Origin of the sequence: Flavobacterium sp., from assembly GCF_028689845.1 — a bacterium.
Classification (GTDB): Bacteria; Bacteroidota; Bacteroidia; order Flavobacteriales; family Flavobacteriaceae; genus Flavobacterium.
In genome coordinates this window covers 1-14,816 of record NZ_JAQVCH010000047.1, presented here as the reverse complement: position 1 = coordinate 14,816, position 14,816 = coordinate 1, and the positions used below count along the sequence as shown (strand labels likewise).

The window sequence follows — 14,816 nt, the reverse complement described above, 5'->3', positions numbered from 1 at the left end:
AGTCAAAGCCTAATCAAAGGCATGGATAAAGTATGAAAGCGATAACGAAAAGAATATGTATCTATCCAAAAGACATTGAACGAATAACAGGCAAAAGTTACAGACAAAGCACCAGAATATTAAAAGCAATCAAGAAAAGTAACAACAAACTTGATAATGAATTAGTAACAATTGAGGAGTTCTGTCAATACACAGGTTTGAAAATTGAACAAGTAGAACCGCTCATTTTTGGATAGAATTTAGAAATCATTAACTAGAATAACTATTCTAAAAAAACTATCGAGTTTAATTCTAACTAGTTCATTTTTTGGTTTAGATTAATTTGCTAAATACCTCATTATTTATTAACTTTATAATATTAAGATTTAGGAATAATTGCATCCCAAAAAAGGAGCATTATCGAGACCAAGTAGTTTTTAAAGTTTATATTTAACTATATATCAAGGAATTGGAGATAAGGTTTTGAACCCTCATCGCCCACAAAACTTCTTAAGCAATTAAGAAGTTTTTTTATTTAAAAAAGGGTCATTAACTCAGTTGGTTCAGAGTGTCACGTCGACAACGTGGAAGTCACTGGTTCGAATCCAGTATGACCCACTTTTTTTTAAATTTTCTTTTGATATTTTTCTCTAGTTCTAACTATAAAAATTCTATCGTTCGCTCTAAAGCCATTCCTCTTGACCCTTTGATTAAAAGAAAAGTGTTTTGAAAAGTATTTTTTTGAAGATAGTTGGAAAAATCTTCAAACGTTTCAAAGAAAAACAATCGTTCATTTTCTATACGCGTTGCATAAAATAATTTTCCGATAAAATAGCAATTGAAATCAGATTGCTTTTTCATTTTCGAAACAATAAACTGGTGCTCTTTTTCACTCTCCTCTCCCAATTCAAACATATCCCCAAGGATAACCGCTTTGCCTTCTTTGCGTAGTTCTATAAAATTATCAAGAGCCACCTGCATACTACTCGGGTTAGCATTATAGGCATCTAAAATAATTTCATTTCCTTTTACTTGAAGCAACTGAGAGCGATTATTTTCTGGAATATAACTTTCAATTCCGAACTTAATCATATCATTCTTAATTCCGAAATAGTTACCAACTGCAATAGCAGCCATGATATTGGAAGCATTATACAAACCAATTAAATGTGATTGTATCGTTAATCCGTCAAAAAATAAACACACAAAAGGATTTGCTTCCACCTTTTCAAAATAAACATTTGCATTTAAGTCTGCTTTACTGAACGTAAATCGGTTAAAATCTAGTGTTTTTTGAGCCTGAATCGAATCATCAAGGTAAACAAAAATCGTTTGATTATGTTTGAAGATAAAATCATACATTTCGCTCTTCCCTTTAATCACGCCTTCTATTCCTCCAAAACCTTCTAAATGAGCTTTCCCAAAATTAGTAATATAACCAAAATTAGGCTGGGCAATACCACAAAGAAAACTAATTTCCTTTTGATGATTGGCTCCCATTTCAACAATCCCTATCTCTGTTTCTTTTGTAAAAGATAAAATAGTAAGCGGCACTCCAATATGATTATTTAAATTACCTATCGTGGCTTTAGTTTTAAATTTTTGAGACAAAACAACTTGAAATAATTCCTTGGTAGTTGTCTTTCCATTACTCCCAGTTATAGCAATTATAGGTATCGCAAGATAATTGCGATGAAATTTTGCCAAATCCTGCAAAGACCGCAAAGTGTCTTCTACTAAGATTGTTCTTTCATCAACATAAAATTCTTTATTATCAATCAGCACATAAGATGCTCCTTTTTCTAAAGCAACTTTTGCAAATGAATTTGCATCAATCTTAGCTCCTTTTAACGCTACAAAAAATGATTTTGGGTTGATGTTACGCGTATCTATTGAAACGGACGAACATTGCAAAAAACAATGGTGTATAAAAGAAATATCCATAAAAAAATAAAAAATAAAAAGCCCTATAAAAGGGCTTTTGAAATTGAATAAAGTATTGTTTATCTTGACGATTTAGGTTTCCCTTTAGCCGTTTTCTTGTTAGATTTTGGTCCAACTTTAGACATCGCACATCTAAATCCGATATCATCTGTAGCAATTTCTTGTGGAAAATAACGACGTTGTGCTGGATCTAACCAATAGGCTCTGTCTCTCCAAGAACCTCCTTTATAAACACGAACATTGTCGTCAATAAGGGTAGTTCTTTTAGATGATTTATCATATTTTCTAACCATCTCAGAAGAAGTAGTGTCTACAGAAACTTTGTGTTGTGGTGAATCATACATTTTTTTACCGTCAGCAACTTTTTCCCCATCATCTTCTGCACCAAAGTCAAAGAAACGAGTAGATTGTTTATCACCATCACGATAATTTCTATTATCACTCTTATCAAAGTTTTGTCTTAAATACGTTTCTTTTTCATCAACTGGAACCTGAGCTATTTGACCAGGAATATTTCTGGCAATAATTTTTCCATTTGCTAACGTATCATACATAATGGTTTCGCTGGTTACAATTTCTACTTTGCCATCTTCACCAATTTTGTTTTTCATATAGACGTTACCTCTATAATAATTGAAGTCATTTGCCTCATCATCTACAATAGGACGATAGATATCAGCTACCCATTCGTTTACGTTTCCTGCCATATCATATAATCCAAAATCATTTGGAGGATACGATTTTACTACTTGTGTAATATCAGCTCCATCATCAGACCAACCTGCAATACCACCGTAATCACCTTTTCCTTGTTTGAAATTCGCTAATTGATCTCCTTTAACTTGTCTTTTTCCAGAACGAGTATAGCTTCCTGACCAAGGATATTTCTTTTTACCTTGATATAAGTTGTATTCTCTGTTTCCAACGTTTGCAACAGCCGCATATTCCCACTCTGCTTCGGTTGGTAATCTATATTCTGGTTGAATTAATCCTGAAGAACGTTGAGCATATACGTTTTTGGCTTCGCTAGCTTCGCCTTCTGCCCCTTTTTTTGGAGCACCACGGCCTTCTTTTTTCAATACAATTTCCTCATCTCCACCATAAGTTAAAGTAGGAGAATTAATATAGGTTTCTGTATCAAATGATTTTTCTGCGGATGCATCTAATAATTTAGCATCTTTTTTAAGGAATTTATTTTTCTCTAAAATATCCTCGTTCACACGATTTGTTCTCCATTTACAAAACTCAACAGCCTGAATCCAGTTTACTCCTACAACAGGATAATCTTTATAGGCTGGATGTCTCAAGTAGTTATTTGTCATGGTTTCATTGTATCCAAGACGATCTCTCCAAACTAATGTATCTGGCAAAGCACCGATATAAATGTTCTTATAATTGTCTTGGTTTGGATCAAATGTTCGTTTTAACCAATCTAAGTATTCCATATACATCAGATTAGTTACTTCGCTTTCATCCATAAAAAATGACTGTACGTGTTGTTGATTTGGAGTATTATTCCAATCATGCATCACATCGTCTTGAACTCTTCCCATGGTAAAAGTTCCTCCTTCAATAGCAATCAGACCTGGAGCAGCGTCTTGTTTCTTGAAGTTTGAAGCGTATTGAAAACCACCATTTTTATCGTTGATTTTCCAACCGGTTGCCGTTGAAGAATTTTTTGAGTTTGACTTCTTACTACAACTAGCAAAACCGAACATAACTGCTAGCACGACTAGCAATTTCAAAGTCACATTTTTGTTTACTTTCATACTTTTAAGTAGGTAAAATTTAGTGCCGCAATATAGCAATTAACCTTAATATTACAACAGATTTTTAAAAATATTGTCAAAAATACACATTTACTGTATTTTAACAAAGTTATAACGTAAAAAATATTTATTTATTATGAACTTTAATTCGATGATTTTATTTTTACTTTGTAATAAATTTGCCGTCCTGACGTTTACTCCTTTAATATGAAAAAGATTTTATACCTATTTATAGCTTTACAAACCATTTGTCTTCATGCTCAAAGTCCCGTAAATATTAACGTGGAATGGCAAGAAAACAAAAAATTAATTTTTGAAACCTATAACTTATCTATTCCTCATTTTCAGTTTGCCCATTTTAACTTTAATGAAACCGACAGAACGATATTTTTTAATTTTAAACAGCAAATTAATCAACCAATAGCAGAAAAATCTTTAATTATTTCGAATATTTTGTTTGAAAACATCTCTAATAATGAATTAGGCGACTTAAATCTGAAAAATATTCCCTCTACAATTAATGCAAAACTTACTAGTGGAAAAGCAAGAGACATCAACCAACTTTTCTTTACTTTTTCACCTATAATCAAAACAGTAGAAGGATATAAAAAAGTAAAATCACTAACTTTTAGCTATACTTTCGCTACTGCGAATGACCTCCGAAATCAACCTAATAGCACCTTTAGTGAAATTGAAAATTCAATTTTAAGCACGGGCGATTGGTACCGTTTTTATGTTGAAAAATCAGGCGTTTATAAAATCTCAAAAGGGTTTTTAAATCAATTGGGTTTTAACACAAATGTTAACCCTCAAAAAATTAAAATTTACGGAAATGGCGGTCGAATGATTCCGCTTTTAAACAGCATTAATTATCCCATTGATTTAGCAGAAAATGCAGTCCTATTTATAGGAGAAGAAGATGGCGTGTTTAATAATGAAGATTTCCTCCTTTTTTATGCCGAAGGAGTTGACCAATGGAATGAAGAAAGTAAAACCCATTTAAATTTATACGACACCAAATCCTATTATTACGTAACCGCTCAAGGCGAAAACGGCAAAAGAATTACTCCGATTTTACAACCCGAAGGACCGGCAACTACTATTTTTACTAATTTTGATGACTACCAATTTTATGAAAAAGACCAAAACAATATAGGAAGAATTGGAAGAGTTTGGTACGGCGAGCAGTTGTCTGCACAAAATCCAAAAATATATGATTTTAACTTTCCCAATATTGACACAGCCTCACCAATATTGATTAATGTCACGTCTGCAGCCGTTTCTTTTGGTTCTTCTTCCTTAAAAATAAAAGCGGGTGGGCAAGAACAAACCACAAACTTCGCTCCTATTCCAACCAATAGTAGCACCTTGTTTTCTACAGGAAATAGCAATTTAAGTATTAATGCAAGTGAAAGCATTTCGGTAGAATTAAATTATAATAACAACGGTATACCAAGTGCAAAAGGATTCATGGATTATATTATTGCAAGAGCAAAGCGAAATTTAAAAGGGTTTGGGAAACAATTTATGTTTCAAAATCAAAATGCAGCAACTGTTTTAGGCATTGGAGAATACCAGCTAACAAATGCTGCTGGAATTTCACAAGTTTGGGATATCACATCGATTTATGATGTGCAACGAATTGAAAACACAACCGTCGGTACCTTTAATTTTAAAGTAAATCTTGGAGAAGCAAGAAAATATATCGCCATTGATCCTGCAGATTATTTTACTCCTTTAAAAGAATCGCAATCCAAAGTAGTTAATCAAAATTTAAAAGGAACCATTTTCAACAATAATCAAGGTCAATTTGAAGACATTGACTATTTGATTATCACTCCCGCAAATTTAGCTTCGGAAGCAGAACGGCTCGCCCAATTTCATCGAAATTATTCGCAATTAAATGTCAAAGTCGTAACTTTAGACAAAATCTATCCCGAATTTTCTTCTGGCAAACAAGATATTGGAGCCATTCGAAATCTAGCAAAATATGTATATGAAAATGCTTCTTCACCCGAAAAAAGAATTAAATATTTAAATTTATTTGGTGACACCTCTTTTGATTACAAAAACCGAATTCCGAACAATACCAATATTGTTCCCGTATTTCATAGTTTAAGTAGTAATAATTTATTGTCGTCCACCATGTCTGATGATTTTTACGGGATGTTTGACCCATCGGAAGGCCGAATGACTTCTGGAGCAGATGGCTTAGACCTTGCCGTAGGAAGAATGTTGGTTTCTACTATAACAGAAGCCAGAGAAATGGTAGATAAAGTAGTTGACTACCACGACATTAAATCATACGGAAGATGGCGAAATTTATTCACCTTAGTTTCTGATGATGTCGACGAAAGTTGGGAAGGAGTAATCCAACAACAATTAGATATTTTAGGAAACACAATTAGCACTGAAAACCCACTTGTTAACGTAATGAAGTTACATGCCGATTCGTATGTTCAAGAAGCTTCTGCGGGCGGACAGCGATATCCAAAATTAAAACTAGAATTGCGTAATGCCATTGAGCAAGGCTCACTGGTTTTTAATTATTTTGGTCATGGCGGCGAAGATCAATTAGCCTCTGAACGTATTTTTGAAAAAACGGATGCACAGAGTTTAAACAATCGGTATCGTTATCCTTTATTTGTAACAGTGACTTGTGAATTTACACGTTTTGACAATCCTTACCGGCCTACTGCGGGCGAATACACCTATTGGAACTCAAATGGTGGAGCAATTTCTTTAGTAACTACGACGCGTCAAATTGGTGTTCAAACTGGACAAGATATTAACAACTTCTTTTCTGCCTATTTGTATGGATTTTATTCTGATGAAGTAATCTCGATAGCCGAAGCTTTACGCAGAGCCAAAAATGATTATAGCAGCAGCACCTTAATGGTTTTTTATGTAGGTGATCCTGCCATAATTTTACCTATCCCAAAACCAAAAATTGTATTGACTCAAATTAATGACGCACCCATTGAATCTTCTACCTTTATATTTAACGCATTAAGCAGAGTGAAATTAGCGGGTGAAATAAGGAATATGAGTGGCGATGTGCTTTTAAGCGATTACAACGGTGATATTGCTGTTCAAATTTTTGATAAATCAATTAACCGAACGACGCTAGGAAATGATGGTACTAGCAACGCAAATGGATTAATCCTTATGAATTTTCAAACACTAGGCGAAACCATTTTTAGAGGAAATGCGAGCGTTACCAATGGCTTATTTGAGTTTGAATTTATAGTTCCTAGAGACATCTCTGTTCCCGTAGGAAATGGCCGTATAAGTTTTTATGCAAAAACCCAACAACCAACGCTTCAAGATCAATCCGGTTATGATACCTCTATTAAAATTGGTGGCATAAACATTAATGCTCCCGAAGATAATATCGGCCCAACGGTGCGATTATACATGAATGATGAAACGTTTATCTCGGGGGGAATTACGGATGAAAACCCAATATTTTTAGCTTTTTTAGAAGATGAAAACGGAATTAATACCGCGAGTGGAATCGGTCACGATATTGTAGCCATTCTGGATGGAAACGAAAACAATCCCTATATTTTGAATGATTATTATGAAACAGAATTAAATAATTATCAAAAAGGAAAAGTGCGTTTTCCGTTTTTTAACTTGACTCCTGGTTTGCACACCATTATTTTTAGAGCTTGGGATGTGTACAACAACCCGATTTCTGCAGAAATTCAATTTATTGTCGTAGGCGATGATGCTTTGAGTTTGACCAACGTTTTAAATTATCCAAACCCATTTGTGAATTATACCCAGTTTTGGTTTTCCCACAACCACCCGTTCGAACCATTAGATGTTCAGGTTCAAATTTTTACCATCACTGGAAAAGTAATTAAAACCATCAACCAAGTGGTCAATACAGAAGGATTTCTTTCCAGAGAAATCAGCTGGGACGGCAAGGACGATTTTGGTGACCGAATCGGTAAAGGTGTCTATATATACAAACTCACCGTGAAGTCAAATCTCACAAATAAAAAGAGTGAAAAAATTGAAAAACTTGTAATACTTTAAGAAAACACTATATTTGTTGAATATAAGCTAGAATTTAAAATGAAAAAAATAACCGTATTTTTACTTAGCATTTTTGCCCTTCACAACACAGTTGCCCAAGAAAATGTAATCACAACAGCTGTTCCTTTTTTATTAATTGCAGCCGACGCTCGCTCAGCAGGTATGGGAGATATTGGTATCGCAACTTCTGCCGATGCTTTTTCACAACAATGGAATCCAGCCAAATACGCATTTGCCGTAGATAAAGTTGGAGTAGGCGTTAGTTACACACCCTATCTAACCGATTTAGTAAATGATATTTCGTTAGGACAATTAAATTATTATAACCGAATCGGAGAACGTAGTGCTTTTGGTGCAAGTTTGCGTTATTTTGGCCTAGGTGATATTGAATTACGACAAGAATTTGACGATGTTCCGTTCATTGTTAGCCCAAATGAATTGGCTTTTGACGTATCGTATTCGTTACAATTAAGTCCTAGTTTTTCGATGGCAGTTGCAGGTCGCTACATTCGATCTCAATTAAAAATTCCTTCTGAATTAGGAGACGCATCACCCGCGAATACTTTTGCAGTAGATGTAGCCGGATATTACCAATCAGAAGAACTAGCTTTTGATGATTTTAATGGTCGATTTAGAGGAGGCTTCAACTTTCAAAATATGGGGCCAAAAATGAATTACAATGCAGAAACTTCAGATTTAACAGCCAACTTTCTCCCTGCCAACATGAAATTAGGTGGAGGTTTTGATTTTATTTTTGATGAATATAACAAAATAACGATTAATGCAGAGGTTAATAAATTATTAGTACCAACGCCCCAAGAGGTCACAGACGTTAATGGTGATGGTATAATTGATGGATTAGACCAAACTATTGTGAATGACGAATACAATAGCATTGGATGGGTTTCTGGAATTTTTGAATCTTTTTCAGATGCTCCAGGCGGAATGTCGGAAGAATTAAAAGAATTTACATGGGCATTAGGAACGGAGTATTCTTATCAAGATTCTTTTATGTTTCGATTAGGTTATTTTCATGAAAGTGAAGACAAAGGTGCTAGAAAGTTTTTCTCTTTTGGTGCAGGATTTAAATACAATGTGATAAAAATAGACGTCTCTTATTTAATGTCAGCGTCAAATGTTAAAAACCCATTAGAAAACACCTTGCGTTTTTCACTCACCTTTAATTTCGGTGATAAATATGATGAATATTAGAAAAAAATAAACACAAAAAAAATCCAAATTTCATTCCGAGATTTGGATTTTTTTTCCACTATACGTTATGAAAAAAATCACGATTACTTCAGAATTTTCCGTATTTGAAAATCTTATGACACTTCCTTCAGAAATTCAAAACCTGATGGAAATGGCTATTTCTATTCGAAAAAAAGCTTACGCTCCTTATTCTAAATTCAGAGTTGGAGTTGCTATTTTATTAGACAATGGTCAAATAGTATTAGGTTCAAACCAAGAGAATGCCGCCTATCCCTCAGGCCTTTGTGCAGAACGGGTAGCTATTTTTCAAGCGGGTGCAATTTATCCAGAAGCAACCATTTTAAAATTAGCCATTTCAGCAACGGCAGATGAAAAACCAGTCGCTTCACCAATTCCGCCCTGTGGTGCATGTAGACAATCCATAGCCGAATACGAATTTAAACAAGATACCCCAATAGAAATTTATTTCATGGGAGAAACAGGCGAAGTCTATCTATCAAAATCACTAAACAACTTGCTTCCTTTGGCATTTGATAAAAAATTTCTTTAAAAAATATACTTTAACGATAACGTTATCGTAAATAACTTTTCATAAAGTTTGTCATTTTAAAGCATTTAAATTTTTACATCTACTTCGTATGTCTTATTTTTGCTACTCGCAATTTCTATAAAAACAAACATCGTAGAAATCACACGTTAAACAAGTAAGATTCAACAAATAAAAAAATGAAAAAAATCACCAAAGAAGTATACCTACAATGGTATGAAGACATGCAGTTTTGGAGAAAGTTTGAAGACAAATTAGCTGCCGTTTATATCCAACAAAAAGTGAGGGGGTTTTTACACTTATATAATGGTCAAGAAGCAGTATTAGCTGGTGCTTTACACGCAATGGATTTGTCAAGAGACAAAATGATTACGGCTTACAGAAATCACGTTCAGCCTATTGGAATGGGCGTTGATCCTAAAAAAGTAATGGCCGAATTATATGGAAAAGTAACCGGAACTTCTAAAGGAATGGGTGGTTCTATGCATATTTTTTCTAAAGAACATGGGTTTTTTGGCGGACACGGTATCGTGGGTGCACAAATTCCTGTTGGTGCAGGTATGGCTTTCGCAGATAAATATTTTAATAACGGTGGTGTTACTCTAACTTATTTTGGTGATGGAGCTGCCCGTCAAGGTTCTTTACACGAAGCTTTTAACATGGCTATGCTATGGAAACTTCCTGTAGTTTTTATTTGTGAAAATAATGGTTATGCCATGGGAACATCTGTTGAACGAACTGCAAATCATACCGATATTTGGAAATTAGGTTTAGGATATGAAATGCCTTGCGGTCCTGTGGACGGAATGAATCCTGTAAAAGTAGCCGAAGCAATGCACGAAGCTATTGAAAGAGCTCGAAGAGGAGATGGTCCAACATTTTTAGAAATGAAAACATACCGTTATCGAGGTCACTCTATGTCTGATGCTCAATTATACCGAACTAAAGATGAAGTAGAAGAATACAAAAAAATAGATCCAATTACACAAGTTTTAGATATCATTAAAGAAAACAATTATGCTACCGATGCAGAAATTGATAAAATTGATGAACGAGTGAAGAACCTAGTCGATGAATGTGAAAAATTTGCAGATGAATCACCGTATCCAGAAATACAACAAATGTATGACGTAGTTTACGACCAAGAAAACTATCCATTTATACCTCATAAACTTTAATAGCTATGGCAGAAATTATTACAATGCCGCGTTTGAGCGATACAATGACTGAAGGAGTTGTAGCTACATGGCTAAAAAAAGTAGGTGATACTGTTAAAGAAGGTGAAATTCTTGCCGAAATCGAGACCGATAAAGCAACGATGGAATTTGAATCTTTTCATAATGGCACCTTATTACATATTGGCATTCAAGAAGGCGAATCTGCACCAGTTGATTCTCTTTTAGCCATTATTGGAAAAGAAGGTGAAGATATTTCTAGCTTACTTTCAAGTGCAAATGCTGAACAGAAAGAAGAAAAATCATCTTCAGACGAAATAGTAGCTCAGTCAGAAACTAAAACAGAAGAAGTTAAAGCTTCCTCTTCTTCCTTGCCAAAAGGAGTTGTTGTAGTCACTATGCCTCGATTGAGTGATACCATGACCGATGGAACCGTAGCCACTTGGATTAAAAAAGTGGGAGATACAGTGAAAGAAGGCGAAATCTTAGCAGAAATCGAAACCGACAAAGCAACCATGGAGTTCGAATCATTTAATGAAGGAACTCTTTTGTTTATTGGTGTAGACGAAGGTCAAACGGCTCCTGTTGACAGCATTTTAGCAATCATAGGCCCAGCAGGAACGGATGTTTCTGGAATCGCTGCAAATTTCAGCAACGAATTGGAATCGCCTAAACAGGAACAGAAAGAAACTAGAAATAGTTCTGAAATCATAACAGAACAATCAACTTCAAGTTCTAATTCAGATACAAATGGTCGAATTTTTGCTTCTCCCTTAGCACGTCAAATCGCTAAAGATAAAGGCATCAATCTAGCTCAAGTAAAAGGAACGGGCGAAAATGGAAGAATTGTAAAAAGTGATATTGAAAACTTTACGCCTTCTGCAACGGTTGCACCAACTTCGCAAAATGCGGTACAATCCGAAACACCAACAACAAAAACAGCTGTTCAACAATTTGTTCCAGCGGGTGAATCATTTGCAGAAGAATTTAAGAATTCGCAAATGCGAAAAACGATTGCTCGCCGTTTAGCAGAATCTAAATTTACAGCTCCTCACTACTATCTCACAATAGAAGTAGCGATGGACGAAGCAATGAAATCAAGATCAATAATCAATACAATTCCTGACACCAAAATATCATTTAATGATATGGTGGTAAAAGCCTGTGCAATGGCTTTAAAGAAACACCCGAGAGTAAATTCACAATGGAAAGAAGATGCTACGATAATTAATCACCATGTAAATATTGGTGTTGCCGTTGCTGTGGAAGATGGTTTAGTCGTTCCTGTTTTAAAATTTACAGACCAAATGAGTTTAACTCAAATTGGAGCAGTAGTAAAAGATATGGCAGGTAGAGCTAAAAACAAAAAATTACAACCCGCAGAAATGGAAGGAAGTACCTTTACCGTTTCTAATCTTGGAATGTTTGGCATAACAGAATTTACTTCAATTATTAACCAACCTAATTCCGCCATCCTTTCAGTAGGTGCAATAGTCGAAAAACCGGTTGTTAGAGACGGACAAATTGTGGTTGGCAATACCATGAAAGTTACTTTGGCCTGCGACCATAGAACAGTGGATGGAGCAACTGGTGCTCAGTTCTTACAAACACTACGTACTTTTTTAGAAAGTCCAGTTACCATGCTAGCATAAAATAAAAACATACTAAAAAGCGAGTTATTCAAAAGATTAACTCGCTTTTTTTATAAATTCTGATTTTTTGCTTCAATCCATTTCGACATATATTTAGTGCTTTGCATCGAATGGTGCATCAATAGTAAACCTGTAAAATTTTCTGCTCGATACTCCTCTACATTTCCAATTTTATTATCAAGAGCTATTTTTAAACGTAACTCAAAATTTTCTTTCGTAAATCGAGACTTTAAAATTGAAAAACCATTTTGTTGAGCTTCTTGCCATTCAACTTTATCGTGATACAGTTTAACCGCTCTCATAGCAAAACCTTCAGGAGAATCAACAATTTCACCATTCCATGGCAAGGTTCCAAACATACCTTCTGCCCCTACTGAAGTCGTTACATTTGGTATCCCAAATTGCATGGACTCTAACAATTTACCTTTTATTCCAGCACCAAAACGAAGTGGAGCCAAAAGCAAACGAGCTTTTAAAAACACATCCTCAATTCGTTCTATTCTTCCATGCACAAAAAAATTCGACTTTGAATGATGACAAGCTTTAATTATATTGGTTGGATAAGCCCCATAAACATGCATGCTTACTTCAGGAAGTTGCTCTAGAATTAATGGCCAAATATGTTCTTTCAAATATAAAACAGCATCGTGATTTGGAGCGTGTAAAAAATTTCCAATAAAAATAAAATCTTTCCTGTCTTCAAAACTAGGCAACTTTAAAGTGGAGATTTCAGCCCAAATCGGTAAATAAAGTAAAAGAAAAGATGGGACTTTAAAATAGGTTTCTAATAAATTTACTTCATATTCTGAAATAACAAACGTTAAATCACAGCGATAAATACTCGCTATTTCTCTTTTTGCCAAATCAGAAGTCAAATCAAAAGCTTTATTTTTTAAAACAGTTTGCTTTCTAGCCTCTCGCAAACAATGCAAATCTTCTGAATCTAAAATTCGAATCGCTTTAGGGCAAGCTTGAGCGACACGCCATCCAAATTGTTCCTCTGTCATAAAGCGGTCAAAAAGCACTAAATCAGGCTGCAAATCACTAATAATTGAGTCGAAACTAGAAGAATTTAATTGAATCGAAAGTTTTGTAATTCCATCCAACGGGTCTGAAAAAGGACTTTCCATGGCCGTACTTGCAAAAATTACACTGCATTTCCTTTCTTTAAAAAAAGAAATCAATTGCATCATTCGATGTCCAGCGGCAGAAGAGTGTGATTCTGGCCAAACAAATCCAATTATCATAACAGACAGGTCTTCAAATGTTTTCATTTTACTAAAATAGTAATAAATGAGTCACTACTATTCTAATAAAACCTTTATTTTTGTGATTAATCAATACAAGAATTATGTTAGGCTTAAAGTTAAAAACCGATCCGCGTTGGGCCAATATTGCCGAATCAAATCTCGAAGAAATATTATCAGATCATTGCTGGTGCGAACAAAAAGCAGCAGCCAATGCTCTTTCTATTATCACAAACAATTCAGAAAATGTAGAACTTGTCACAGAAATGGCCAAAATTGCTATTGAAGAAATGGAACATTTTCAAATGGTTCACAATATCATCAAAGAACGTGGATTTGAATTTGGCCGTGAGATAAAAGATGATTATGTCAACCAATTAGTGAAATTTGTCAAAAAAGGAGGCAGTCGAAATGATGCCCTTATTGAACGATTACTTTTTGCCGCCATGATAGAAGCTAGAAGCTGTGAGCGTTTTAAAGTACTTTCAGAAAATATAAAAGATAAAAAATTAGCTATTTTTTATCGTGAATTAATGATTAGTGAAGCAAATCATTACACTACTTTTCTACGATTTGCTAAAAAATATTCCGAAAAAGTTAATGTCGACAAACGCTGGAAGGAATGGCTTGAATTTGAAGGTGAACTTATTACCAATTACGGCAAAAAAGAAACAGTTCACGGATAATTTTTGGGCGTGCCCCCGATTCATAAAAACTGGTTACAAAAAAAGGGAATAGTTACCAATCGGGGTCGGGCATTTCGTTGCAAGTCCTCGTTTGTCGTTCCTCCGCACTGTGGGCTTTCCTCTGCAATCCCTCACGCATTGTGCACGCCTAAAGAATAAATCCTATTAAGAATTGACAGTGAATGGAACTTTTAGTGAAAAAGATAATCGATATAAACTAATAATTTCTTATTTCATCTCTCCAAAACCTTTGCGACTCTGTGACTTTGCGAACTAAAAAACCAGTATTAGTAATCCAACTACTGCCTTTGTAACTTGCAAGTGATAAAATTTTACACAAAAAAACCCTTACCAACTAAATGATAAGGGTTTCTAAAAGAAGGCGGCGACATACTCTCCCACAAATTGCAGTACCATCTGCGCAGGCGGGCTTAACTTCTTTGTTCGGAGCATCTTTAACTAATTTTTTTAAAAAATTTTACACAAAAAAACCCTTACCAACTAAATGATAAGGGTTTCTAAAAGAAGGCGGCGACATACTCTCCCACAAATTGCAGT

Annotated in this window: 10 protein-coding genes and 1 tRNA gene; 8 read left to right on the top strand and 3 right to left on the bottom strand. The window is 34.7% G+C overall.

Going from position 1 to position 14,816, the window contains the following annotated elements; translation table 11 throughout:
• Nucleotides 1–32 precede the first annotated feature (32 nt).
• On the top strand, nucleotides 33–236 hold the full coding sequence (locus tag PHR76_RS12570) for a hypothetical protein (RefSeq protein ID WP_288112393.1): 204 nt from the start codon (nucleotides 33–35) through the stop codon (nucleotides 234–236).
• 286 nt (nucleotides 237–522) lie between these two features.
• Nucleotides 523–597 (top strand) — tRNA-Val (locus tag PHR76_RS12565).
• Between the two features lie 42 nt (nucleotides 598–639).
• Here PHR76_RS12565 and murF read toward each other — a convergent pair.
• Together murF and gldJ are read right to left on the bottom strand one after the other, a co-directional pair.
• The gene (gene murF / locus PHR76_RS12560) at nucleotides 640–1,923 is read right to left on the bottom strand and encodes a UDP-N-acetylmuramoyl-tripeptide--D-alanyl-D-alanine ligase (protein WP_300063317.1); all 1,284 of its coding nucleotides are present in this window, start codon (nucleotides 1,921–1,923) and stop codon (nucleotides 640–642) included.
• A 59-nt stretch (nucleotides 1,924–1,982) separates the two neighbouring features.
• Nucleotides 1,983–3,692, bottom strand: a complete 1,710-nt coding sequence (gldJ, locus tag PHR76_RS12555; protein WP_300063314.1) for a gliding motility lipoprotein GldJ — start codon at nucleotides 3,690–3,692, stop codon at nucleotides 1,983–1,985.
• A gap of 207 nt (nucleotides 3,693–3,899) precedes the next feature.
• Here gldJ and porU point away from each other — a divergent pair, with 207 nt between their 5' ends.
• The 5 genes from porU (at nucleotide 3,900) to PHR76_RS12530 (ending at nucleotide 12,325) form a co-directional block, all read left to right on the top strand.
• Nucleotides 3,900–7,739, top strand: a complete 3,840-nt coding sequence (gene porU / locus PHR76_RS12550) for a type IX secretion system sortase PorU (RefSeq protein WP_300063311.1) — start codon at nucleotides 3,900–3,902, stop codon at nucleotides 7,737–7,739.
• 39 nt (nucleotides 7,740–7,778) lie between these two features.
• A complete protein-coding gene (gene porV, locus PHR76_RS12545) occupies nucleotides 7,779–8,951 on the top strand; it encodes a type IX secretion system outer membrane channel protein PorV (protein WP_300063308.1) in 1,173 nt (390 codons plus the stop codon).
• 67 nt (nucleotides 8,952–9,018) lie between these two features.
• Nucleotides 9,019–9,501, top strand: a complete 483-nt coding sequence (gene cdd, locus PHR76_RS12540; RefSeq protein WP_300063305.1) for a cytidine deaminase — start codon at nucleotides 9,019–9,021, stop codon at nucleotides 9,499–9,501.
• Nucleotides 9,502–9,677: 176 nt separating this feature from the next.
• Nucleotides 9,678–10,676, top strand: coding sequence for a pyruvate dehydrogenase (acetyl-transferring) E1 component subunit alpha (gene pdhA, locus PHR76_RS12535; RefSeq protein ID WP_300063302.1), 999 nt, complete (start codon nucleotides 9,678–9,680; stop codon nucleotides 10,674–10,676).
• 5 nt (nucleotides 10,677–10,681) lie between these two features.
• Complete coding sequence (locus tag PHR76_RS12530; RefSeq protein WP_300063299.1) at nucleotides 10,682–12,325, top strand: pyruvate dehydrogenase complex dihydrolipoamide acetyltransferase; 1,644 nt, start codon at nucleotides 10,682–10,684, stop codon at nucleotides 12,323–12,325.
• 50 nt (nucleotides 12,326–12,375) lie between these two features.
• On the opposite strand, the gene PHR76_RS12525 is transcribed toward PHR76_RS12530, so the two are convergent.
• Nucleotides 12,376–13,572 (bottom strand): glycosyltransferase, encoded by a 1,197-nt coding sequence (locus PHR76_RS12525; protein WP_300063296.1) that lies wholly within the window; start codon nucleotides 13,570–13,572, stop codon nucleotides 12,376–12,378.
• A gap of 104 nt (nucleotides 13,573–13,676) precedes the next feature.
• On the opposite strand from PHR76_RS12525, the gene PHR76_RS12520 reads away from it, so the two are divergent.
• Complete coding sequence (locus PHR76_RS12520; protein WP_300063293.1) at nucleotides 13,677–14,258, top strand: tRNA-(ms[2]io[6]A)-hydroxylase; 582 nt, start codon at nucleotides 13,677–13,679, stop codon at nucleotides 14,256–14,258.
• Nucleotides 14,259–14,816: the final 558 nt, after the last annotated feature.

Coding starts and splice junctions, on each gene's coding strand:
- porU (WP_300063311.1), top strand. CDS start 3,900: ATGAAAAAGATTTTATACCTATTTATAGCTTTACAAACCATTTGTCTT.
- PHR76_RS12530 (WP_300063299.1), top strand. CDS start 10,682: ATGGCAGAAATTATTACAATGCCGCGTTTGAGCGATACAATGACTGAA.
- PHR76_RS12525 (WP_300063296.1), bottom strand. CDS start 13,572: ATGATAATTGGATTTGTTTGGCCAGAATCACACTCTTCTGCCGCTGGA.
- pdhA (WP_300063302.1), top strand. CDS start 9,678: ATGAAAAAAATCACCAAAGAAGTATACCTACAATGGTATGAAGACATG.
- PHR76_RS12570 (WP_288112393.1), top strand. CDS start 33: ATGAAAGCGATAACGAAAAGAATATGTATCTATCCAAAAGACATTGAA.
- cdd (WP_300063305.1), top strand. CDS start 9,019: ATGAAAAAAATCACGATTACTTCAGAATTTTCCGTATTTGAAAATCTT.
- murF (WP_300063317.1), bottom strand. CDS start 1,923: ATGGATATTTCTTTTATACACCATTGTTTTTTGCAATGTTCGTCCGTT.
- gldJ (WP_300063314.1), bottom strand. CDS start 3,692: ATGAAAGTAAACAAAAATGTGACTTTGAAATTGCTAGTCGTGCTAGCA.
- PHR76_RS12520 (WP_300063293.1), top strand. CDS start 13,677: ATGTTAGGCTTAAAGTTAAAAACCGATCCGCGTTGGGCCAATATTGCC.
- porV (WP_300063308.1), top strand. CDS start 7,779: ATGAAAAAAATAACCGTATTTTTACTTAGCATTTTTGCCCTTCACAAC.